This is a genomic window from Sphingomonas bacterium (assembly GCF_903644055.1).
Lineage (GTDB): Bacteria > Pseudomonadota > Alphaproteobacteria > Sphingomonadales > Sphingomonadaceae > Sphingomonas_I.
In genome coordinates this window covers 1-21,907 of the sequence record NZ_CAHJXD010000098.1, presented here as the reverse complement: position 1 = coordinate 21,907, position 21,907 = coordinate 1, and the positions used below count along the sequence as shown (strand labels likewise).

Genomic DNA, 21,907 nt, shown 5'->3' with positions numbered 1-21,907 from the left:
GGGTGGTGGGTGCACCCGCCGTCGCGACGCGCTGGGCGATCTCCGCCGCCGTGCCGTCGCCGCCGGCGTCGATCAGCTCGAGCCCGCGCCGCACCACATCGGCCGCATCCGAACTTTCGACCGCGCGAACATAGGCCGCGTTGACCAGGGCGAGCCGCATCTCGGGATTGCGGTGCCAGATCGGAAAGGGCGCGGCCTCGATCACCGCCGACAGGCTGTCCAGCGCCAGCCCCAGCCGCCGCGTTTCCTCGGCGGAGCGGAGCGCGGTCCTGTGCGAATCGGTGACGTCGGTGATCCAGGCGAGCAGGCGCGGCGCCTCCCCCGGCTTCTCGGGCAGCGGCGCGCCCCGCAGGCGCAACATCCGCTGGCTTCGCGGCACGGCGAGAAGCTGATCGAGCGACCGGCCCGATCTCATCGCGCCGGCGACGCCCTTCCGAAGGTCGGCGACCTCCTTGCCATCGAAGCCGACGTCCTCAAGCGCCCCGAGATCGGTGGGCATCTCCTGAAAACCCAGCCATCCCGCCACCCGCGCATCGCAATCCAGGCTGCCGTCTTCGCGGATCAGCAACGCCAGCGACGGAGATACGGCGAGGTAGGCTTCGAGATCGATGACACGCTGCTGGATCGCCCTACCCGCGCGACCGCCGCGCAGTCCCCAGATCACCGCCAGCGCGGCGGCGATCAGCCATGCGCCCACGAGCACGACGAGCATCACTGCGGCGGCGGGCGACATCAGCATAAGCGTCGTCCGGGGGCGGGATCGAGCGGCGTCACGCGCCTTCTATAGCAGGCGTGCGGGCCGGCGCATCCCGTCGACGCGCCGGCCGCCCGACCTTCGGATCAGTAGCGGTAATGATCGGGCTTGAACGGCCCTTCGGTGGAAACGCCGATGTAGGAGGCTTGCTTGTCGCTGAGCTTGGTGAGCTTGACGCCGAGCTTCTCGAGGTGGAGCGCGGCCACCTTTTCATCGAGATGCTTGGGCAGGACGAACACCTTGTTGTCATATTCGCCGGGCTTGGTGAACAGCTCGATCTGCGCCAGCGTCTGGTTGGTGAAGCTCGCCGACATCACGAAGCTCGGATGGCCGGTGGCGCAGCCGAGGTTGACGAGGCGGCCCTTGGCAAGGACGATGATCTGCTTGCCGTCGGGGAATTCGACGAGATCGGTGCCGGGCTTCACCTCGGTCCACTTGTAGTTCGACAGAGCGGCGATCTGGATCTCGCTGTCGAAGTGGCCGATGTTGCAGACGATCGACATCGGCTTCATCGCCTTCATGTGATCGGCGGTGATGACGTCGGCATTGCCCGTGGCGGTGCAGAAGATGTCGGCGCGCTGCACGGCTTCCTCCATCGTCACGACCTCGAAGCCCTCCATCGCCGCCTGCAACGCGCAGATCGGATCGACCTCGGTGACCATCACGCGCGCGCCGCCGTTGCGGAGCGACTGCGCCGAGCCCTTGCCGACATCACCGAAGCCAGCGACGCAAGCGACCTTGCCGGCAAGCATCACGTCGGTGGCGCGGCGGATCGCATCGACGAGCGATTCCTTGCAGCCGTAGAGATTGTCGAACTTCGACTTGGTGACGCTGTCGTTGACGTTGATCGCGGGGAACGGCAGTTCGCCCTTCTTGGCGATCTCGTAGAGCCGGTGGACGCCGGTGGTGGTCTCTTCCGAGACGCCCTTGATCGCCCTGACGCTCTCGGTGAGATAGCCGGGCCTGGCGGCGATGAACGCCTTCAGCGCGCGCTGGAACTCGACTTCCTCGTCATTCTCCGGCTCGCCGAGCGTCGCGCCCGCTTCGAGCTTGGCGCCCCACAAGGCGAACATCGTCGCGTCGCCGCCATCGTCGAGGATCATGTTGGCGGTGGTATTCCCCCAATCGAAGATCGAGCCGACATAATCCCAATATTCGGCGAGGCTCTCACCCTTGATCGCGAAGACGGGGATGCCCGCGGCGGCGATCGCGGCGGCGGCATGGTCCTGCGTCGAATAGATGTTGCACGTCGCCCAGCGGACCTCGGCGCCGAGCGCCACCAGCGTCTCGATCAAGACCGCGGTCTGGATCGTCATGTGCAGCGATCCGGTGATCCGCGCGCCCTTCAACGGCTTGGAGGCGCCATATTCCTCGCGCAACGCCATCAGGCCCGGCATTTCGGTTTCGGCGATGCGGATCTCGGCGCGGCCGAAATCGGCCAGCGTGATGTCGCGGACGACATAATCGGTGGGGCTCAAGGTGGTGGCGGTGGCCACGGCGCTTCTCCTGGCAAGGCATGGGGCGCCAGCCAGAATGCCTGCCGCCTCGGAGCGGATTAGCCGCCCCGGGTTGCAGAATCAAATATAAAGATATCTTTATATGTCAATCAGCGACGGTCGGCGATGCTTGCCTGTGTCTCGCTCGGGCTATCGACGGCGCCAGGCTCGCCGATCATCGCCATTGTCGCGCGCGGCGCCGAGCACATCCCGCCGGGAACTTCGGTGGCAACCCCCTGGCGCGCGGCGAGCAGCAGCAGGCCATCCTCGGAATTCGCCATCAGCACCGCCTCGCGGGCCAGCGCGGCCATGCCGTCGCAGGCTTCGGCCGAACTTTCACCGGCGCCGTAGATGTTGGCGAGATGCGTCGCGAAGGCGTCATAGGCCTTCTGTCCGGCGATCGGCCCCTGCGCCCGGATGAAATGCCCCTTGATACGATCGTTCTCACGCTGGATCAGCGCCCTGTTGGCCTGAACGAAGCCGTTATACTCGGCGGTGATGTCGAGATGCGCGGCGCGGCAGCGCAGCGTTGCGACCATCAGCAAGGATTGCAGATCGCGGATCGTGGCGGCGGAGGTTTCCTCCGCGTTCCAGCAGGATGCGGTTGCCGGCGATGCCACCAGCGCGACGGCCGCAACGGCGGCCCCAAACGACTTGAACATATACCCCCCCTTGTCGCCCGGCACCACCCCGACACCCCCGCGACAAGAATGGTTAAATCACAGGTTCATGAGGAATTCATCAGAATTTTTCGTTACTTGCGCGTAAACCGTTGCCCGTCTGCAACGCTCGCCGAAAAATTCGCGATCGTTACGCGGACGTTCAGGCGTGCCCCGTCGTCGAAGCGAGCAGGCGCACATCGACTCCGGCCGCCGCGAACGCGCGCGGCCAGCGTTCGGCGGCGGGAACGTCGAACAGGATGCCGGCATCGGCGGCGGTGCTGAACCAGCCGTGCCGCGCCATTTCCCCATCGAGCTGATGCGCGCCCCAGCCGGCATAGCCCAGCGCGACCAGCCACCGGCTTGGTCCCTCCCCCGCCGCGATCGCCCGCAGGACATCGAGCGTCGTCGTCAGCGCAAGGCCGCGGGGCACCGTCAACGTATCCTCGCCGGCCCAATCGTCGCTGTGCAGCACGAAGCCGCGCTGCCGCTCGACGGGACCGCCGAGGTGGATCACACGATCGGGGGCGACGCCCGGATCGATCTCCAATTGATCCAGCAATCCGTGCAGCGTCAGCTTCGGCACGAGGCTGCCGATCCCGATCCCCAGCGCGCCGCCCGGCGTATGCACGCACATCGCGATCACCGCATGCGCGAACCGCGGATCGCCGATGCCGGGCATCGCCAGCAACAGCTCGCCCGCGAGCGATTTCGCTTCCGTCTTGCCAGCATCTGTTCCGGACATGACAAGGAGTTAGGCAGCCGACGCCGCCGCGTCCACCTCGTCACGCCGTCCGCGCCCTTCCAATTCGGGGGATGCTGCTGGTAGAGCGACGGCAAGGCTCAGTCAGGGACATCGCGCATGACCATCGCCGCAGGCGACCCATTTCTGGACGAGTGGCCGAACCTGGCGGCGGATGGCGAGTTTCGCGGCGGGTCGGCCGACGCCCTGCCGGCATCGGCCTGAGCCGATGCCCACCAACCGCAGCCTCAAGATCGTCGAGGACCTCGACACGCTGTATCAACAATCGGTCGCGCGCCTGCGCGAAGCGCTCGCGGCCTATATCGAGACGGGCGTCCGCCCCGATCCCGCGACCCGCGCGTCGGGCGCCTTCGCTTATCCGCAGATCAAGCTGCATTATGACGGCGAGACCAATCCGGGGCCGCTGGGCCGCGCCTATGGACGGCTGAATACCCCCGGCGATTATGCGATCAGCGTGACCCAGCCGGCGATGTTCGGCGATTATCTCGCGACCCAGCTCGATATGCTGATCGACGATTTCGGCGTGTGGGTGGAAACGGGGCTGGGCGAGGACGAAATCCCCTATCCCTATGTGCTGGACGCCGGACTCGATCTGGCGGACGTCCGCGCCGCCGAGCTGGCGCGGATCTTTCCTTCGACCGATCTCGAGCGGATCGGCGACGAGCTTGCCGACGGCACCTGGAGCCACGGCCACGACCGCCCTCGCCCGCTCGCCTTGTTCGATGCGGCGCGGGTCGATTTCAGCCTCGCCAGGCTGCGGCACTATACCGGCACCCCACCAAGGCACATCCAGAAATATATCCTTTTCACCAATTATACCCGCTACGTGGACGAGTTCGTTGCCTGGGCGTGCGAGCAGCTTCGCGAAGGCGGCCCCTACACGATGCTGAGCGGTGCGGGCGGGCTCGAGGTCCGCGCCGGGGACAGCGATCCCGAAGCCGCGATCACCGATGCCGCGTGGAAGAAGCACCAGATGCCCGCCTATCACCTCGTTGCCGAGGACGGTTCGGGCATCACGCTGGTCAACATCGGCGTCGGCCCTTCGAACGCGAAGACGATCACCGATCATCTCGCGGTGATGCGCCCGGAAGCGTGGCTGATGATCGGCCATTGCGGCGGGCTGCGGCCCAGCCAGCGGATCGGCGACTATGTCCTCGCCCATGCCTATCTCCGCGACGACCATGTCCTCGACGACGTCCTGCCGCCGGAGATCCCCGTGCCGGCGATCGCCGAGATCCAGCAAGCGCTGTCGAAAGGGGCGCAAAAGGTCTCGGGCCAAAGCGCGGAGGAACTCAAGGGCCGGATGCGCACGGGCACGGTCGTCACCACCGACGATCGAAACTGGGAGCTGCGCTATACATCGTCGGCACTGCGCTTCAGCCAGAGCCGCGCGGTGGCGATCGACATGGAGAGCGCGACGCTCGCCGCGCAGGGCTTCCGCTTCCGCGTCCCCTACGGCACTTTGCTCTGCGTTTCCGACAAGCCGATCCACGGCGAGATCAAGCTGCCGGGCCAGGCCAACCGTTTCTACGAACGCGCCATCGCCGAACATCTCCGCATCGGCATCGCCGCGATCGAGGAATTGCGCCTCGCGGGCGAACAGCTCCACAGCCGCAAGCTGCGCGCCTTCAACGAGCCGCCGTTCCGCTGACCCCGCTCAGGGCGCGACCACCCGATTGCGTCCCCTGGACTTCGCCTCGTAAAGCGCGCGATCCGCATGGGAGAGCAAGGCGGCGAGATTGTCGTCGACACCCAGCTCGGCGATCCCGAAGCTCGCCGTTATCCGATAATCCTCGGGCAGGCCGAGCGGACAATCGGCGACCATCGCGCGAATCGTCTCGGCGATTCGCGATGCCGCGCCGACATCGAGATCGGCGAAGACGAGCGCGAACTCCTCGCCTCCGACGCGCGCAAGGATGTCCCGCGGCCGGGCATGCTCGACGAGGCAGGTGGCGAAATGGCGCAGCACCCCATCTCCCGCGAGATGCCCGAAACGATCGTTGACCTCCTTGAAGCGATCGATGTCGATCATCGCGAGGCTGATATTGCGCCCGTTCCGCGCCGCGCTGCCGAGCAGCGCGCTCGCCGCATCGTCGAAACCACGCCGGTTGAGCAGCCCCGTGAGCACGTCGGTCCCCGCCAGCCGCCTCGACTGATCGGCCAGATCGGCGGTGAGCAGGAACACCGTGAACAGGCCGATCCCGGTGATCGACACCGGGAAGAACGGAACGAAATCCGCGGCCGACAGATGACACAGGCCTTGATACCATCCGAACTCCGCCAATGCCCCGGAAAGCAGGAGCGCAAGACTCAGAAGCGTCAATGTCCAGAGACCATATTGCGCCAACCGCTCCGCCGCCCGTTCGCCCTGGCGGCGTCCGATCAGCGATCGCGATGCGTTCCATGCCGCAGCCGCGCTCAAAATGTAGAGGGGCCATGCGGCGACATTTCTCGATCCGCCGGCGCCCAGAATGATGGCGGTGGCGGCGATCTGCGTGGCGATCGCCGTCGCCACCGGCCTGCGCGGGGCGGGCTTACCCGCCCGCTGGCGAAACCCGATCGTATTCAAGCCCGTCGCGATCCCGCAAAGCGCCAGCAATGCGAATCGCAACACGGGGCTTTGCTGATGAAGCTGCGAAAACAGCCCGTCCAGCACCCAGACGAGCCCGAGCAAGCCAAATGCCACCGACCAGCTCAGTGCGTGACGCGGACGATCGAAATCGAGCCAGGCGATCGCCAGCACCAGCGCTACCATGAAGGTGATCGCGATCAGCGCCAATCCGGGATGGCCGCCGCTGATCAAGGCGCACCTTCATCGTCGAGGGTGGTACGGTCGCGACCGCCTTGCTTGGATCGATAGAGCGCCGCATCGGCGCGGGCGAGAAGGCCTTCGAGCGTTTCATGGGGCAGGTGCTGGGCGATGCCGAAACTCGCCGTGACCACGATCGGGGCGCTGAGGGGGATTTCCAGGCCGGCAAGACCTTCGCGGATCACCTCGACGCGATCGAAGGCAGCCGCGGCGTCATGTCCTTCAAGCAGCAGCGCGAACTCCTCGCCTCCGAATCGAGCGACGGCGCCCGATTTGGCAAGCGCATCGGACAGATAGCGCGCGAAGCGGATCAAGGCACGATCGCCCTCGAAGTGGCCGAAGCGATCGTTGATCGCCTTGAATCGGTCGATGTCGACCAGCACCAGCGATAAGGCGCGCGACGTGCGCCGTGCACGGCCTATCGCCCGGCGCGCCGCAAGTTCGAAGCCCTGCCGGTTGAGGATTCCGGTCAGGGGATCGGTGAGGATCAGCCGCAAGCGCTCACGCGAGAAGTCCGATGCGATCAGCATGAGCGTGAACAAACCGAGCGCCGCCGAAAGCGGCGTCCTGGAAAGACCCGACAGCCGGACGAACGTGCCGCCCGGAACGCGACCAAAGGTTTCCAGTATCGCGATCGCGAAAAGCACGCCGCTGGAAAGCGCAGCCGCCACGAGCATCGCGATGATCGATGCTTCCGTGGCCGACGGCCGCCGCCCCCACGGCGACACCAGCGACGACATCCAAGAAAACAGCAGGAAGTGAAGGGCGGTGATGAAGGCTATGTTGACCAGACCGAATTGCATCGGCCTCAAAAACATGAAGGGTGTCAGCAACAGGAGAACGACCGCAAGCGCCACCGGAATCCGGCCGAGCGAGGCCCAGCCGCGGCGCTCCCAAAACCCGGCGACATAAGCCATTACCGCGCAGATCGAGAGGAAGTAGATCAACGGATAGAGCCCGCGCTCCGTATCTTTCAAAATCGCGCCCAGCCCGTAGCTGAGCGCGTATAGCGCGAAACTCAGCGCCCATAGACGCGCATGCCGCGTCCGCGCCAACGTGCTGCTCAGGATGCACATCGCGAGCGCCGCCAGCGCCATGATCAGGCATGGCCCCAGGGCGATAAGAAACGGAGCATGATACATAGGCGCGCCAACTCTTCCCCCAAAGAGTTGGCGCGCGTCAAAGCCGCCTTACAAGGCGCCGTCAAGCGGTTAAAGTATTATTATGGTTAACGTTATTGCACCAAAAAGGCCGCGATCGCCTGCCCCAATTCCGGGCGCAACACCGCACTCATGTGATTTCCGGGGATTCCTTCGAACCAGCCCTGCGGAAAAATGTTTGCAAGAGCCTCCGCCGATCCGTTGTCATGATCGTCGACGCCGCAGATGATGCCGATCGGCATCGTCAAGGCTCGGAGCGCGTCGATCTCCGTATCTATGAAGGTGTCGAGGATCAGCAGCAGCGCTTCGGCATCGCCGCCGGTCGTCTTCAGGAAGGCCTCGGACATCCATTCGGTCGATCCGCGCGGATGCGTTCCGCGCTTTTCCAGCACGCCGCGGAAGAACGCGCCCCGTCCCTGCGTGTCCAATATGCCGTCGAGCCCCATGCCCGCGCCGAACGCGCGGCGGGGCCGAGCACCGCGCACGAGCGCGCGCAAAGTGGTGCGCGCACCGAGCGAATAGCCGCCGAGGTCATAATCCTCGATTCCCAAGTGCGCGATCAGCGCCAGCGCATCGGTCGCCAGGATGTCGGGCGGATAGGCCGCCGGATCGCGCGGCGCGGCGCTGCGTCCATGACCGCGCAGATCGGGCATGATCACGCGCCGCCCTTCGCTCGCCAGCCGCTCGGCATGGCCGTAGCGCACCCAATTGGTCCAGGCGTTGGAGAACAGGCCATGGATCAGGACCAGCGGCCGCCCCGCGCCGATCTCGTACCAGGCGAGCTCGGCACCGTCGGCCGCCGCGAAGAAGCGCGGCTCCAGACTATCGCGGGAGATGGCCAACGGCCTCCTTCCAGCGCTTGACGACGTTGGGGTTATCTTCCGTCCGGATCGTCGGAAGATGGCCGCAATCGAGCCACGCAGGCAAGATGCTCTCGCTCGCGTAATTATGCTTCGGCCGGAAGCGCTCCGGCGAGTCGAACGAGCCTAAAGTGATGTCGATATTTTCGCCGCCTTCGAGGAAGGCGAAGCCGAGCGGCGTCCCGCATGTCGAGCAGAAAGGACGGTGCGCGATCGGCGAGGATCGATACCAGTCGGGCTCGGTATACCAGCGCAAGCCGCCCGATGGCACATTGACGAAGGCGATCGACGCGCCACCGGTCGCCCGGCGGCACATCTTGCAATGACAGAGATAGGCGTCGTCGGACGCGATCTCGGCGATGTAGCGAACCCGTCCGCACTGGCAGCCGCCGGTCATCGCCGTCATCAGGCCGCCTTCTTGAGGTGCCTTCGTCCTAGCAGCTCGGCGATCTGTACCGCGTTCAGCGCCGCTCCCTTGCGGAGATTGTCGCTGACGCACCACAGGCTGAGCCCGCTGTCGACGGTCGGATCCTCGCGCACGCGGCTGACATAGGTGGCATATTCGCCGACGCATTCGATCGGCGTGACATAGCCGCCGTCCTCATGCTTATCGACGAGCATCACGCCCGGCGCCTCGCGCAGGAGGCTCTTGGCCTTGGCCGCCGAAATCTCGTCCACGAACTCGATGTTGATCGCTTCGGAATGGCCGACGAACACGGGCACGCGCACGCAGGTCGCGCTCACCTTGATCCTGGGGCCGAGGATCTTCTTGGTTTCGACCACCATCTTCCATTCCTCCTTGGTCGAACCATCGTCCAGGAAGCTGTCGATATGCGGGATGACGTTGAACGCGATCTGCTTGGTGAACTTGGCCGCCACGGCGGGATCGCCGACGAAGATATTGCGGCTCTGCTCGAACAGCTCGTCCATCCCCGCCTTCCCCGCGCCGGAGACCGACTGATAGGTCGCGACGACGACACGCCTGACCGTCGCGTAATCATGCAAGGGCTTAAGCGCGACGACCATCTGCGCGGTCGAGCAGTTAGGGTTGGCGATGATATTCTTGGCGCGATAGCCCTGGATCGCCTCGGGGTTCACCTCGGGCACGATTAGGGGAACGTCGGGATCCATCCGGTAGAGCGAGCTATTGTCGATCACCGTGCAGCCCGCCGCCGCGGCGATCGGCGCATATTTCCTGGTGGCGTCCGAGCCGATCGCGAACAGCGCCATGTCCCAGCCCACCCAGTCGAAATGCTCGATATTCTGGACCTTGAGCTTCTTGCCGGTCTCGCCGAAATCGACGATGTCGCCCGCCGAGCGCGAGGAGGCGAGCACCGCGATCTCGTCCGCCGGAAACTCGCGTTCGGCCAGGATGTTCAGCATTTCACGACCGACATTGCCGGTCGCCCCGGCGACGACCACACGATAGCCCATATATCCTCCGTTTGCGCCCGCGCCGTTGAAGCAGAACTGTGCGCTTGTCCAGCAAGCGCGCCATAGCCTGGAGAAGCCGAGCTTGCCTCTGCCCCCCGCCCACGAAGGACTGCCCGCCCCCCAACGTTACGGCGCCGTCGCCGCGATAAGCCTGGGGACGGTGCTGACGGTGATCGACGGCGGCATCGCCACGGTGGCGCTGCCGACGATCGCCAGCGATCTCGATGTCGACGGATCTTCGGCGGTGCTGGTGGTGACGGTCTATCAGCTCGTGCTGGTCATGACGTTGCTGCCCTTCTCCGCGCTGGGCGACCGCATCGGCCTCAAGCGTCTCTACCAGCTCGGCCAATTGCTGTTCACGATCGCGACGATGCTCTGCTTCTTCGCGAAGAGCCTGCCCTTCCTGCTGGTCGTCCGCGCGTTGCAGGCGCTGGGTGCCGCGGCAGCGCTTTCGGTGATGTCCGCGCTGATCCGATCGATCTATCCGTCCGACAAGCTCGGCCGGGGACTGGGCATCAACAGCGTCGTCGTCTCGGTATCGGCGGCGGTATCGCCGACGGCGGGCGGCTTGATCCTCGCCTTCGCGCCGTGGCCCTGGGTCTTCGCGCTGGGCGCACCGTTCGGCCTGCTCTCGCTCTGGCTGGGCCGCGCCAGCCTGCCCGATGTGCCGGCGCGGCCGGGGGGCTACGATCTGGCGGGTGCGATGCTCAACATGGCGGCGTTCGGGCTGCTGGTCGCCGGGCTCGAGGCGATGGTGCACGGCGGCTCGCCCGTGGTGAGCGCCGCGATCGTGGCGATCGGCATCGCCTTTGCGGTGGGGCTGGTACTGCACGAACGGCGCGAGCCAATCCCGATCCTGCCCGTCGATCTGCTGGCGCGGCCGGTGCTGGCGCTCTCCACTGTCGGCGCGCTGCTCGCGTTCGTGGCGTCGATGGCGCTGCTGCTGTCGCTGCCGTTCCGCCTGCAACATGGCTTCGGCTTCAGCCCGCGCGCGGTCGGGACGATGATCGCGCCCTGGCCGCTGACGACGATGATCGTCGCTCCTGTCGCCGGGATGCTCAGCGACCGCTATCCGGCGGGCCTGCTCGGCGGGATCGGCATGGCGACCGCGACGGTCGCGCTGCTGCTGCTCGCCTGGCTGCCGCACGACCCCGATTATTACGATGTCGCGTGGCGCATGGCGCTCTGCGGGGCGGGCTTCGGGCTCTACCTTTCGCCCAACGCGCGGCTTATCGTGGGCTCGGCCCCGCGCGAGCGCGCGGCATCGGCGGGCGCGCTCATCTCGACGACGAGGCTTTCCGGCCAGACGATCGGCGCCACGCTCGTCGCCGCCTTGCTCGCGCGCGGCCTGGGCGCCTCCTCCACGCCCGCGATGATCGCGGCGGCGCTGACGACACTTGCCGCCTTGCTCAGCATCGCGCGCCTGCGCCCCTCGATCCGCACCCCCGCGCAGGGCGAATCGCACGCCGCCGAACCGAGCGCCCGGACGGAATTTCACGGTGCCTGAGCGGCTTTTCCGCCGCCTTGGCGTTATCGCGTCGCCCAAGAGGAGCGTACATATGGCTTATATCAAGACCCGCGATCATGTTGATCTCTACGTCAAGGACTGGGGCCAGGGCCGCCCGGTCATCCTGCTCCACGGCTGGCCGCTCACCGCCGATAGCTGGGACGATCAGGCGCTGGCGCTTGCCGCTGCGGGCCATCGCGTGATCTTCTACGATCGCCGCGGGTTCGGCCGATCGAGCCAGCCGTTCGGCGGCTACGATTATGATAAGCTCGCCGACGATCTCGCGCAGGTGATCGAGCAGACGGGGGTCAGCGACGCGACGCTCGTCGGCTTCTCGATGGGCGGCGGCGAGGTCGCGCGCTATATGTCCCGACACGGCGGCAAGGGCATCGCCAAGGCGGGCCTGGTCTCGTCCGTCGTCGCCTATCTCCTCAAGGACGATACCAACCCCGACGGCGTCGACGCCTCGGTGTTCGACGATCAGATGAAGGCGCCGATCGCCAAGGATCGCGCGCATTTCATGAAGAGCTTCGCCGAGATGTTCTACGGGGTCGGCTTCATCTCCAGCCCGGTCAGCCAGGAAGTGCTCGATCATTTCTGGGCGATGGCGATGCATGCGGGACTGCCGGGGACGCTCGCCTGCATCGATTCGTTCGGCAAGACTGATTTCCGGCCCGATCTGGCGTCGTTCGACATCCCTACGCTGATCATCCACGGCACCGGCGACAAGACCGTGCCGATCGCGCCCTCGGCGCGCGCCGCCGCGCAATTGCTCGGCAGCCGGGCGCAGTTGATCGAATATGCGGGCGCACCGCATGGCCTCAACGTGACGGAGAAGGATCGTCTCACGCAGGATCTGCTCGCCTTCGCGCGCGCCTGATCGGGCAAAGCTTGGCTAACGCGGCGTAAACCCTGTTCCTAGGGGCGAGCGTAACGCCGCCCGCTTACTCAGGCGGTGGTGTACGAGTGGAGTTGCGTTCGGTGTTGGCTCAGATCCTTTGCGATCCCGTCGATCACGGCGGGCTGATGGTCTCTCTTGTCGCCGGCGAAGGCTGCGCGGCGCATCCCTGGCTCCATTCGGCCGAGCTCAACGCCGGCACGACGGCGACGGGCAATATTGCCGATCTCGTCCATATGTTCTCGCTTCTCCACGGCACCGCGCCGGGCCTGATCGAGACCGTTGCGCGCGAAAACGTGTGGGCCGGCGCCGATGCCTTCCTGCGCGAGGCCTGCGCCGGCTTCGTCCTGGAGCGCGCCTATCTCGCCGACGTCATCGCCTCGGCGGGGCCGACGCCGAGCACCCCCGGCGATTCGGGCACGGTTTCGGCGATCCTGGCGCAGCGCCAATCGCTGGATACGATCGCGCGATCGGAACGCTTCGGCTGCGCGATCGGCGCGGCGGTAGCGTTGCTGCTCGATTGGCAGCCGCTCCGCGCCACGATCGACGGCGCCGCCGAACGGCTCGGGCTGGCGGTGCCGGCAACCCGCCTTCCGGACGACGAGACCTGCCGCGCGTTGTTGGCAGCGCTTCCCGAACGCCCCCGGCTCGATCGCACCCTCGCGTTCGGCGCGCGACAATTGCTCGCGCATCATAGCGGCCTGCTCGATTATCTCTCGATCCGCGCCGATGCCCGTGGGTGCGCCGTCTAGGTAACTGAAGACGGGCTGCCACCCGCCGGGACCTCCGACCACGGCACAACCGCCCAAGCTTATCCGCAACGCTGATCCGGACGTTATTAGCAACGACAATATCCGTGCGGGGAAAGACCGTCCTCGCGTGAACGAAACGCTGACGGATGCCTGGCCAATCGCGCGGCCTTATGGCTGATATATCTCGGAGAGCCTATGATCAGTGGCCCCCAAGCGAGGGAATGATCAGCGCTGGCATAGCACAGAGTTTCTGTGCCAGAGCCGCACAAGCGATCGAGGAACCGCAGCCAGCGCCATGACGACTATTCTTCATTTCGGACAGTATAGTATCGGCCTGGACCAGCCCTTGTTCCTGATCGCCGGCCCTTGCGTGATCGAGAGCGAGGTGATGGCGATGGCGACTGCGGAGCGTCTGCGCGAGATCGGCGAGAAACTCGGCATCCTGATCGTCTACAAAAGCTCCTTCGACAAGGCGAACCGCAGCGCGGGAAGCTCTTTTCGCGGCCCCGGCCTGACCGAGGGCCTCCGCATACTCGCCAAGGTGCGCGAGACGCTCGACATGCCCGTGCTCACCGACGTGCATGAACTTTCTCAGGTCGCGCCCGTCGCCGCGGTCGTCGACATGCTCCAGACGCCCGCCTTCCTCGCCCGCCAGACCGATCTCATCGAAGCGGTCGCCACCTGCGGCAAGCCGGTCAACATCAAGAAAGGCCAGTTCATGGCGCCCGGCGACATGATGCAGGTCGTGGCCAAGGCCCGGGAGGCGGCGGGGGAAGCCGGCCTTGGCGAACCCCCGATCATGGTCTGCGATCGCGGGACCAGCTTCGGCTACAACAATCTGGTCAGCGACATGCGGGGTCTTGTAATCATGCGCGAGACGCGTTGCCCGGTACTGTTCGACGCGACCCATTCGGTCCAGCTTCCCGGCTCGCAAGGCGGCAGCAGCGGCGGCCAGCGCGAGTTCGTGCCGGTGCTGGCGCGCGCAGCGGTCGCCGTGGGCGTTGCCGGACTGTTCATGGAAACACACCCGAACCCCGCGGCGGCCAAATCGGACGGCCCCAATGCCGTGCCGCTCGATCGGTTCGAGGCTTTGGTCGAAGAACTGGTGGCACTCGATCGGTTCGTGAAGAGCCGGCCGGTCGTCACGCTTTAGGTTTAGGCCGCACCTGATGGTGCGGGTTAGTTTGAAGCGCTCAGGTTGAACGCCTCGGCCACGCCGGATAGCCGATCGGCTCGGCGCCGCCCGGGACGGGGGCCGTCGACGCCGTTTGCGGGATTAACGATTGATACGAACGCCTACGACCAAGGCAAGTGGCGGAGAGGGTGGGATTCGAACCCACGGTGCCCGTGAAGGCACAACGGTTTTCGAGACCGTCCCAATCGACCACTCTGGCACCTCTCCGCATGAGGCATGGCGTGAGGCGAGGCCCCGTCCGGTCGCTGGAACGGCGCTCCTAGCCGAGCCGATCCCGTATGCCAAGGCCGCTTGCGGCGCGCGGCAACGCACCTAAATAGACGCTATGAACCTGCCAACCCGCAGCACCGCGATTCCTTCCATGGCGCATCCGCCGATGCCGCCGATCCGCCATGCGCGCTTTTCGATCGGGGATGTCGTGCGGCATCGGCTGTTCGGCTTTCGCGGCGTGATCTTCGACGTCGATCCTGTCTTCGCGAACAGCGAGGAATGGTATCAGTCAATTCCCGAGGACGCGCGGCCGACCAAGGACCAGCCTTTCTACCATCTCCTCGCGGAAAATGCCGATTCGAGCTATGTCGCTTACGTCAGCCAGCAGAATCTGGAGACGGACGAGAGCGAGGAGCCGATCGATCATCCCGCGATCAACGGCCTGTTCGAGCCATTCGACAAAGGGCGCTACGCGCTGCGCCGCGAGCATCGCCACTGAACGTGACTTGCCGAAGCCGTCGCACGAACGTAGTGTGAACGGATGGCGCAGCTCGATACCCGTGAGAAGCTTGGCATCCTTGCCGATGCCGCCAAATATGATGCCAGTTGCGCCTCTTCCGGCACCGCCAAGCGCAATTCGCGGGATGGCAAGGGATTGGGATCGACCGAAGGCATGGGCATCTGCCATGCCTATGCGCCGGATGGGCGCTGCATCTCGCTGTTGAAGATCCTGCTGACCAACAGCTGCATCTTCGACTGTCATTACTGCATAAACCGGAAAAGCTCGAACGTCAGGCGCGCGCGATTCACCGCGCAGGAAGTCGTCGGGCTGACGATAGCTTTCTACAAGCGCAATTATATCGAGGGGCTGTTCCTTTCGTCCGGGATCATCCGCTCCTCCGATTATACGATGGAGCAGTTGGTCGAGGTCGCGCGCAGCCTGCGCGAGGATCATGATTTTCGCGGCTATATTCATCTCAAGACGATCCCGGATGCCGATCCCGAGCTCGTCCACCTCGCCGGGCTTTATGCCGATCGTCTGTCGATCAACGTCGAGCTGCCGACCGAGCGCGGGCTGGAGCGCCTGGCGCCCGAAAAGTCCGCCACGCGGATCGCAAGCGTGATGGGCGATGTGAAGCATGCGATCGACGATCGGCAGGATGCGCGCCGCCGCTATCGATCGGCGCCCAGATTCGCGCCGGCGGGACAGTCGACGCAGATGATCGTCGGGGCCGATGGTGCGAGCGACGGCGATATCATCGCCAGCGCCAGCGGGCTCTACGATCGCTTCGGGCTGCGCCGGGTCTATTATTCGGCGTTCAGCCCCATCCCCGATGCGAGCGCCGTCCTGCCGCTCAAGCGCCCGCCGCTGATGCGCGAACACCGGCTGTATCAGTCGGACTGGATGATGCGCTTCTACGGCTTTTCGGCGCCCGAAGTGGCGGCCGCCGCGGGCGCGGACGGCATGCTGCCGCTGGATATCGATCCCAAGCTCGCCTGGGCGCTCAAATTTCGCGACACCTTTCCCGTCGACGTCAACCGCGCCAGCCGCGAGCAATTGCTGCGCGTGCCGGGCCTCGGCACCAAGGCGATCGCCGCGATCCTCACCAGCCGCAAGTGGCGGCGCCTGCGGCTCGACGATATCGGCCGGCTGACGGTTTCGATCGCCAAGGTGCGGCCGTTTCTGATCGCGGCGGACTGGACGCCCGCGCGGCTCGACGGCGCCGCCGATCTGCGTCGCGCGATCGCGCCTAAGGTCGAGCAGATGGAATTGTTTGCTGCCTAAGCGCGCGACGCCGGGAAATGCTGGACACGGGTGCACGCGCCTCGCCATGGAAAGGCATGGCCGCGCCGATCCTTTCCATTTCTGGCCTGACCAAGACGTATAGTAGCGGCCACCAGGCATTGAAGGGCGTCGATCTCGAGATCGAACGCGGCGAGATCTTCGCGCTGCTCGGTCCCAACGGCGCCGGCAAGACGACGCTGATCGGCGCGGTCTGCGGGCTGGTCCGCCCCACCTCCGGCACGATCAGGATCGACGGAATCGATGCCGCGCGGGATTGGCGGCATGCCCGCGCGCGCGTCGGTCTCGTCCCGCAGGAGCTTGCGACCGACATGTTCGAGACCGTGGCGAGCACCGTCGCTTTCTCGCGCGGCCTGTTCGGCAAGCCGCGCGACGACACCATGGTCGAGCGCGTGCTCAAGGCGCTGTCACTCTGGGACAAGCGCGGTTCGAAGATCATGCAGCTCTCGGGCGGCATGAAACGCCGCGTGCTGATCGCCAAGGCGCTGGCGCACGAGCCCGAGCTGCTGTTCCTCGACGAGCCGAGCGCGGGCGTCGATGTCGAGCTCAGGCGCGACATGTGGGAGATGATCGGCCGGCTGCGCGACGATGGCGTCACGATCATCCTCACCACCCATTATATCGAGGAAGCCGAGGAGATGGCCGACCGCATCGGCGTGATCGACAAGGGCGCGCTGATCCTCGTCGAGCCCAAGCAGGCCCTGCTCGGCCGGCTCGGCAAGACCGAGGCGACGATCGGCCTGGCCAAGCCGCTGGATGCGATCCCGCCCGCCTTCGCCGATTGGCCGCTGGCGCTGTCCGACGACGGCCTGACGCTGACCTATGCGATCGCGTCCGGGGAAGCCGAGGCACGCGGGCTCGCGAAGCTGGTCAAGATGCTCGATGCCCAAAGCGTGGACTTCAAATCGCTCGACATGCACCGATCGAGCCTCGAGGATATCTTCGTCGATCTCGTCGAGAGCCGGGCATGAGCCTCAATCTCCACGCGATCCGCGCCATCTATCGCTTCGAGCTGGCGCGGACATGGCGCACCCTGTTCCAGAGCATCTTCACCCCGGTGCTGACGACCTCGCTCTATTTCGTCGTGTTCGGCTCGGCGATGGGCGGGCGGATGCACGAGGTGCACGGCGTGCCCTATGGCGCCTTCATCATTCCCGGGCTGATGCTGCTGACCATCCTTTCGGAGAGCATCGCCAATGCGAGCTTCGGAATCTATCTGCCGCGCTTCACCGGCACGATCTACGAACTGCTCTCGGCGCCCGTCGGCGTGCCGGAGACGCTGGCGGGCTATGTCGGGGCGGCGGCGACCAAATCGGTGATCCTCGCGCTGGTGATCCTCGCGACGGCGCGCTTCTTCGTTCCCTTCCATATCGTCCACCCTTTATGGGCGATCGTCTTCCTGCTGCTGATCACGATCTCTTTCTGCCTGTTCGGCTTCATCCTTGGCTGCTGGGCCGACGGGTTCGAGAAATTGCAGGTCGTGCCGCTGATGGTGATTACGCCGCTGACCTTCCTCGGCGGCACCTTCTACTCGGTCGATATGCTGCCCGAGCCGTGGCGGACGGTCACCTTGTTCAATCCGATCGTCTATCTGGTCAACGGCCTCCGCTGGGCCTTCTACGGCGTCGCCGACGTCGATATCCGCATCGCGGCGGGACTGACCCTGCTGTTCCTCATCGCCTGCATAACCGTGGTGATGATCATCTTCCGCACCGGCTGGCGGCTCCGGACCTAACCTGCGACGCGGCGCTGATAGACCAGCCTCAGGCGATGATAGATCGGTACGGCCGCGACCAAGGCATAATCGTGCGAAAGGCGATGGCGCATCACCGCCCAGGTCGCGAGATTGCCGTCCTTGGCGGGCCGATCGCTGGTGATGACCACGTCGGGCCGCGCATCCATCGCATGCTCGACCTCGCGCACCGGATCGGCGCCGATCGCCGCCGCTTCCTTCCGTTCGTTGAGGTGCCCGGGAAAGGCATAATGCGAAACGAGGCAAGCGTGGGTCATCTGGTAAAGGATCGGCTCGCCGTCGAACACGAACAGGCAGCCATCGAGGCGCGGCTGGATCGCGCGCACCACCGCATCCACAGCCTGCCCATCCCCGCGCTTGTGGAGACGGGTGAGGCTGACGCTCGCGGCGAGGATCGCCCCGATCGGCAGCAGCAGCAAGGCCGGCCGCCAGGCGCGCGTCCCTCCCCACCGCGCGACACGATCGAAGGCCGGGGCGCAGGCGAGCGACAGCGGAACGATCATCGGCAGGAAATAATGCGTGTAGAAGGCGCCGATCGCGACCAATCCCGCCAGCGCCGCCGCCAGCCAGACCAGCACGAAACGCCGCACATCCTTCGCCGCCTGATCGCGATAAGGCGCCCCAAACGCCCAGCAGGCCGCCGCGACCATCGGCGACGCCATGGCGGCGATGTTCGCCAACCGCCCGGCGAGCTGCGGCAATGGCACCGAACCGCGCTGCCCCACCGACAGGAAATTGGCGAAGACGAAGGCGCCGCCATGGTCGCGGCCCGCATAATAAGCGAGGGCCAGCGCGGTCGGTGTCAGCGCGATCGTCACCCAGGATAAGGCAAGCCCGGCCAGCCGCGCTCGCCTTATCCCCGATCGCCACACACTCCACAGCAGCACGAGCCCGAAGCCGACACCTTCGAACAGCGCGGTATATTTGATCTGGATCGCCAGTCCCGCGAGCAGCATCGCCCCCGCCCCGGCGCGTCCGATCCGCTTGGGATCGCCCGATCGGAATGCCCCCAGCGTCAGCGTCGCCGCGCCCGCGATCAGCGGATTGTAGAAGATCGGCGATTGCCCGCCCGCGCCATCGAAGACGATCAGCCAGAGCAGCGACACCACACCGGCGATCCGCGCCGCCGTCTCGCTCGCGCAGAGCCGCGCCATCCGCACGATCAGAAGGGCCGCCACGGCGGCACAGCCCGTCGCGACGATTTGATATTCGACGATCCCGCTGCCGCCGAGCAGGCGGATCGCGGCATAGACGAGGAACAGCCCGATCGGCTTGCGATCCCAGATATCGACGAACGGCAGCGCGCCGTGCAGCAGCCGATCGCCGACGAGCAGATAGAATTGCTCGTCGACCTGCACCACCGGATTGCCGAACCACCAGCAGCGCAACGCGAACGCCGCCGCGAGCATCAGCACGCCATCGAGGCTCGCGCCCTCCAGCCGTGGACGGCTCGCGGTCCGCAAGCCTCTGTCGTCGAAAGCAATCGCGCTGCTGGCCATCGATCCCACCCGCCATGATCTGACGGGCCGCCGACTGGGTGCGCGCTGTTTCGCCGACATTGCAATATGTGTCGGCGCCGACGAATCGAGGCGCGATTGCGGCTGGTCTGATGGGCGATGCGCCCTATCTAGGATCGATGCATGCCGCCGAACTCGCCGCCGAAGATGATTTCGAAGGCTGGCGGAACGCGGCGCGAAGCCTCGCCTCGGCGGACACACCTCCCGGCGAGATCGACTGGCGGGTATCGGGTGCCAGCGGCGATCTGCTGGCGATGGCCGGCGAGGCCGCGCCGGCCGCGCCCGTGGCGGGCACGCCCTTCCCCGTCCCCCGCGCCTTCGTGGCGCTCGCCGAGGACGTGATCTGCCATTCCGATCCCCAGCGCTTCGCCTTGCTCTACGCGATGCTGCTGCGGCTGAAGCAGGGGCAGGCGAGCATGCAGGACCATGCCGATCCCGCTCTGCGCCGCCTGGAAACGCTCGCCAAGGAGGTGCGCCGCGATATCCATAAAATGCGCGCCTTCCTTCGCTTCCGCGAGGTGGCCGAGGGCGATGACGTGCGCTTCGTCGCCTGGTTCGAGCCCGCGCACCATATCGTCCGCCGCAATGCGCGCTTCTTCGTCGATCGCTTCGCCAGCATGCGCTGGACGATCCTGACGCCCGAGCTCTCGCTCGACTGGAACGGCGAGACGCTCAGCGAAGCCCCCGGCGCCACGCGCGCGGACGCCCCCGACGGCGATCCGCTCGAGGAGACATGGAAGACCTATTACGCCTCGATCTTCAATCCCGCGCGCGTCAAGATCGGCGCGATGCTGAAGGAGATGCCGAAGAAATATTGGAAGAATATGCCCGAAACCGCGTTGGTGCCCGGATTGATCGCGGGCGCGCGCGCACGGGAGCTGGAGATGGTCGACAAGAGCCGGCGGGAGATCGGCGGGAATGCCGCCGCCGCGTGGGACGCGCTGCGCGAGGAGGCGGCGGGCTGCACGCGTTGCCCGCTCTACAAGCCCGCGACGCAGACCGTGTTCGGCGAGGGCCGCGTCGATGCGCCGCTGATGTTCGTCGGCGAGCAGCCGGGCGATCAGGAGGATCTGGCGGGGCGCCCCTTCGTCGGCCCGGCGGGGCGGATGTTCGACCAGGCGCTCGAGCTTGCCGGGATCGATCGCGCCACCGCCTACGTCACCAATGCGGTCAAGCATTTCAAATATGAGCAGCGCGGCAAGAGGCGCATCCATTCGAAACCCGACGGCGCCGAGATCGAGGCGTGCAAATGGTGGATCGAGCAGGAGCGCGAGATCATCCGGCCCAAGCTGACGATCGCGCTGGGGGCGACCGCGGCGCGATCTTTGCTCGGCCGCGTCGTGACGATCAGCGGCACGCGCGGCACGCCGCACCGGCTCGCCGACGGCGGCGAGGCATGGGTGACGGTCCACCCGAGCTTCCTGCTCCGCATCCAGGACAGAACCGAAGCCGACGCCGAATTCAAGCGCTTCGTCGGCGATCTCCGCCGCGCCGGGGAACGGCTCGCCGAACTGGTCGGCTGATGCTCCACGTCGTCCACCATCCCGATTACGTCTCCCCGGCCGCGCCCGGCAGCGGCTTCCGGTTCGACAAATATGGGCTGGTGATGGAGGCGCTGGCGGAGAGCGGCCGCCCCTACACCGTGCATACCCCCGATCCGATCGCGCGCGGCTGGATCGAGGCGGTGCACGACCCCGATTATGTCGAGCAGGTTCTCACCTGCGCGGTGCCCCCCGAAAAGCAGCGGCGGATCGGCTTTCCCGTGACTCCGAGGGTCGCGCGCCGCTCGCTGCTCTCGGTCGGCGGCACCTATCTCGCCGCGCGGATCGCGCTGGAGCGGGGGTGCGCGGCCAATGCGGCGGGCGGCAGCCACCATGCGCTCGCCGACAGCGGCGCCGGCTATTGCGTGTTCAACGATCTCGTCATCGCCACGAACCGCCTGCTGGCGGAACGTCTGGTGGAGCGCATCCTGATCCTCGATCTCGATGTCCATCAGGGCGACGGCACCGCCAGCCTCACCGCCGGGCGCGCGGACGTCTTCACGCTCTCGCTGCACGCCGAGAAGAATTTTCCCGTGCGCAAGGCGCGCTCCTCGCGCGATGTGCCGCTTCCCGATGCGATCGGCGACCAAGCCTATCTCGATACGCTCGCCGAGGAGCTGCCCGCGGCAATCCGCGCGTTCGCGCCCGATCTGATCCTGTACCAGGCAGGCGTCGATCCGCATCACGACGATCGGCTCGGGCGCCTGGCGCTCAGCGACGGGGGGCTGGCGGCGCGCGACGCCTTCGTCGGCCGCACCGCCGCCGAACATCGCCTGGCCGTCGCCAGCACGCTCG

Annotated in this window: 20 protein-coding genes, 1 tRNA gene and 1 pseudogene; 11 read left to right on the top strand and 11 right to left on the bottom strand. The window is 66.1% G+C overall.

The genetic code is table 11. The features are described from left to right. From HUU94_RS04275 to HUU94_RS04260, 4 genes and pseudogenes are all read right to left on the bottom strand, one after another. Nucleotides 1-739 (bottom strand): annotated as a pseudogene (locus HUU94_RS04275) (histidine kinase); the annotation flags it as partial. A gap of 101 nt (nt 740-840) precedes the next feature. Further along, the gene (gene ahcY / locus HUU94_RS04270) at nt 841-2,250 is read right to left on the bottom strand and encodes an adenosylhomocysteinase (RefSeq protein WP_174273867.1); all 1,410 of its coding nucleotides are present in this window, start codon (nt 2,248-2,250) and stop codon (nt 841-843) included. A 110-nt stretch (nt 2,251-2,360) separates the two neighbouring features. Next, entirely contained in the window at nt 2,361-2,912 is a 552-nt protein-coding gene (locus HUU94_RS04265) for a hypothetical protein (protein WP_174273866.1), read from the bottom strand. Between the two features lie 160 nt (nt 2,913-3,072). Continuing rightward, nucleotides 3,073-3,654 carry a YqgE/AlgH family protein gene (locus HUU94_RS04260; RefSeq protein WP_174273865.1) on the bottom strand — a complete coding sequence of 194 codons (582 nt, stop codon included), beginning with the start codon at nt 3,652-3,654 and terminating at the stop codon, nt 3,073-3,075. Nucleotides 3,655-3,880: 226 nt separating this feature from the next. Here HUU94_RS04260 and HUU94_RS04255 point away from each other — a divergent pair, with 226 nt between their 5' ends. After that, the gene (locus HUU94_RS04255; protein WP_174273864.1) at nt 3,881-5,323 is read left to right on the top strand and encodes an AMP nucleosidase; all 1,443 of its coding nucleotides are present in this window, start codon (nt 3,881-3,883) and stop codon (nt 5,321-5,323) included. A 6-nt stretch (nt 5,324-5,329) separates the two neighbouring features. On the opposite strand, the gene HUU94_RS04250 is transcribed toward HUU94_RS04255, so the two are convergent. The 5 genes from HUU94_RS04250 to HUU94_RS04230 form a co-directional block, all read right to left on the bottom strand. Beyond that, the gene (locus HUU94_RS04250) at nt 5,330-6,475 is read right to left on the bottom strand and encodes a GGDEF domain-containing protein (RefSeq protein ID WP_174273863.1); all 1,146 of its coding nucleotides are present in this window, start codon (nt 6,473-6,475) and stop codon (nt 5,330-5,332) included. After that, on the bottom strand, nt 6,472-7,623 hold the full coding sequence (locus tag HUU94_RS04245; RefSeq protein WP_174273862.1) for a GGDEF domain-containing protein: 1,152 nt from the start codon (nt 7,621-7,623) through the stop codon (nt 6,472-6,474). The genes HUU94_RS04250 and HUU94_RS04245 overlap by 4 nt, the downstream gene beginning before the upstream one ends. 92 nt (nt 7,624-7,715) lie before the next feature. Next, complete coding sequence (locus tag HUU94_RS04240) at nt 7,716-8,477, bottom strand: alpha/beta fold hydrolase (RefSeq protein WP_174273870.1); 762 nt, start codon at nt 8,475-8,477, stop codon at nt 7,716-7,718. Continuing rightward, nucleotides 8,464-8,907, bottom strand: a complete 444-nt coding sequence (locus HUU94_RS04235) for a GFA family protein (protein ID WP_438827102.1) — start codon at nt 8,905-8,907, stop codon at nt 8,464-8,466. Before HUU94_RS04235 ends, HUU94_RS04240 begins: the two co-directional genes overlap by 14 nt. Next, nucleotides 8,907-9,935, bottom strand: coding sequence for an aspartate-semialdehyde dehydrogenase (locus HUU94_RS04230; protein WP_174273861.1), 1,029 nt, complete (start codon nt 9,933-9,935; stop codon nt 8,907-8,909). Before HUU94_RS04230 ends, HUU94_RS04235 begins: the two co-directional genes overlap by 1 nt. Nucleotides 9,936-10,017: 82 nt before the next feature. Between HUU94_RS04230 and HUU94_RS04225 the strand changes: the two genes are divergently transcribed. The 4 genes from HUU94_RS04225 to kdsA all read left to right on the top strand — a co-directional run bounded on the left by HUU94_RS04225 (nt 10,018) and on the right by kdsA (nt 14,245). Then, nucleotides 10,018-11,442 (top strand): MFS transporter, encoded by a 1,425-nt coding sequence (locus HUU94_RS04225; RefSeq protein ID WP_254601933.1) that lies wholly within the window; start codon nt 10,018-10,020, stop codon nt 11,440-11,442. Between the two features lie 52 nt (nt 11,443-11,494). Further along, complete coding sequence (locus HUU94_RS04220) at nt 11,495-12,322, top strand: alpha/beta fold hydrolase (protein WP_174273860.1); 828 nt, start codon at nt 11,495-11,497, stop codon at nt 12,320-12,322. Between the two features lie 104 nt (nt 12,323-12,426). After that, nucleotides 12,427-13,092, top strand: coding sequence for a DUF6975 family protein (locus HUU94_RS04215; RefSeq protein WP_174273859.1), 666 nt, complete (start codon nt 12,427-12,429; stop codon nt 13,090-13,092). A 295-nt stretch (nt 13,093-13,387) separates the two neighbouring features. After that, the gene (gene kdsA / locus HUU94_RS04210) at nt 13,388-14,245 is read left to right on the top strand and encodes a 3-deoxy-8-phosphooctulonate synthase (RefSeq protein WP_174273858.1); all 858 of its coding nucleotides are present in this window, start codon (nt 13,388-13,390) and stop codon (nt 14,243-14,245) included. 159 nt (nt 14,246-14,404) lie between these two features. Here the strand turns inward: kdsA and HUU94_RS04205 are convergent. Beyond that, nucleotides 14,405-14,494: transfer RNA gene (locus tag HUU94_RS04205), tRNA-Ser, on the bottom strand. A 154-nt stretch (nt 14,495-14,648) separates the two neighbouring features. Between HUU94_RS04205 and hspQ the strand changes: the two genes are divergently transcribed. The 4 genes from hspQ to HUU94_RS04185 are packed head-to-tail and all read left to right on the top strand — an operon-like array spanning nt 14,649 to nt 18,036. Beyond that, nucleotides 14,649-14,996: a heat shock protein HspQ gene (gene hspQ, locus HUU94_RS04200; protein WP_254601931.1), complete on the top strand. Its 348-nt coding sequence runs from the start codon at nt 14,649-14,651 to the stop codon at nt 14,994-14,996. Nucleotides 14,997-15,038: 42 nt separating this feature from the next. Further along, nucleotides 15,039-16,283 (top strand): putative DNA modification/repair radical SAM protein, encoded by a 1,245-nt coding sequence (locus HUU94_RS04195; protein ID WP_174273856.1) that lies wholly within the window; start codon nt 15,039-15,041, stop codon nt 16,281-16,283. Nucleotides 16,284-16,339: 56 nt separating this feature from the next. Continuing rightward, entirely contained in the window at nt 16,340-17,272 is a 933-nt protein-coding gene (locus tag HUU94_RS04190) for an ABC transporter ATP-binding protein (RefSeq protein WP_174273855.1), read from the top strand. Continuing rightward, on the top strand, nt 17,269-18,036 hold the full coding sequence (locus tag HUU94_RS04185) for an ABC transporter permease (RefSeq protein WP_174273854.1): 768 nt from the start codon (nt 17,269-17,271) through the stop codon (nt 18,034-18,036). Before HUU94_RS04190 ends, HUU94_RS04185 begins: the two co-directional genes overlap by 4 nt. Here HUU94_RS04185 and HUU94_RS04180 read toward each other — a convergent pair. Beyond that, complete coding sequence (locus HUU94_RS04180) at nt 18,033-19,517, bottom strand: ArnT family glycosyltransferase (protein WP_174273853.1); 1,485 nt, start codon at nt 19,515-19,517, stop codon at nt 18,033-18,035. The genes HUU94_RS04185 and HUU94_RS04180 overlap by 4 nt on opposite strands. A gap of 173 nt (nt 19,518-19,690) precedes the next feature. Here HUU94_RS04180 and HUU94_RS04175 point away from each other — a divergent pair, with 173 nt between their 5' ends. Both HUU94_RS04175 and HUU94_RS04170 read left to right on the top strand, forming a co-directional pair. Next, nucleotides 19,691-21,094 (top strand): UdgX family uracil-DNA binding protein, encoded by a 1,404-nt coding sequence (locus tag HUU94_RS04175; protein WP_174273868.1) that lies wholly within the window; start codon nt 19,691-19,693, stop codon nt 21,092-21,094. Continuing rightward, the coding region (locus tag HUU94_RS04170) for a histone deacetylase family protein (protein ID WP_174273852.1) at nt 21,094-21,907 on the top strand (814 nt) is incomplete at its 3' end. The genes HUU94_RS04175 and HUU94_RS04170, both read left to right, overlap by 1 nt.

Bases quoted from the DNA above. Each gene is read 5' to 3' on its own strand.
- HUU94_RS04185 (WP_174273854.1), top strand. From the start codon at position 17,269: ATGAGCCTCAATCTCCACGCGATCCGCGCCATCTATCGCTTCGAGCTG.
- HUU94_RS04265 (WP_174273866.1), bottom strand. From the start codon at position 2,912: ATGTTCAAGTCGTTTGGGGCCGCCGTTGCGGCCGTCGCGCTGGTGGCA.
- HUU94_RS04190 (WP_174273855.1), top strand. From the start codon at position 16,340: ATGGCCGCGCCGATCCTTTCCATTTCTGGCCTGACCAAGACGTATAGT.
- hspQ (WP_254601931.1), top strand. From the start codon at position 14,649: ATGGCGCATCCGCCGATGCCGCCGATCCGCCATGCGCGCTTTTCGATC.
- HUU94_RS04195 (WP_174273856.1), top strand. From the start codon at position 15,039: ATGGCGCAGCTCGATACCCGTGAGAAGCTTGGCATCCTTGCCGATGCC.
- HUU94_RS04175 (WP_174273868.1), top strand. From the start codon at position 19,691: ATGCATGCCGCCGAACTCGCCGCCGAAGATGATTTCGAAGGCTGGCGG.
- HUU94_RS04220 (WP_174273860.1), top strand. From the start codon at position 11,495: ATGGCTTATATCAAGACCCGCGATCATGTTGATCTCTACGTCAAGGAC.
- HUU94_RS04245 (WP_174273862.1), bottom strand. From the start codon at position 7,623: ATGTATCATGCTCCGTTTCTTATCGCCCTGGGGCCATGCCTGATCATG.
- HUU94_RS04260 (WP_174273865.1), bottom strand. From the start codon at position 3,654: ATGTCCGGAACAGATGCTGGCAAGACGGAAGCGAAATCGCTCGCGGGC.
- kdsA (WP_174273858.1), top strand. From the start codon at position 13,388: ATGACGACTATTCTTCATTTCGGACAGTATAGTATCGGCCTGGACCAG.
- HUU94_RS04235 (WP_438827102.1), bottom strand. From the start codon at position 8,907: ATGACGGCGATGACCGGCGGCTGCCAGTGCGGACGGGTTCGCTACATC.
- HUU94_RS04255 (WP_174273864.1), top strand. From the start codon at position 3,881: ATGCCCACCAACCGCAGCCTCAAGATCGTCGAGGACCTCGACACGCTG.
- HUU94_RS04230 (WP_174273861.1), bottom strand. From the start codon at position 9,935: ATGGGCTATCGTGTGGTCGTCGCCGGGGCGACCGGCAATGTCGGTCGT.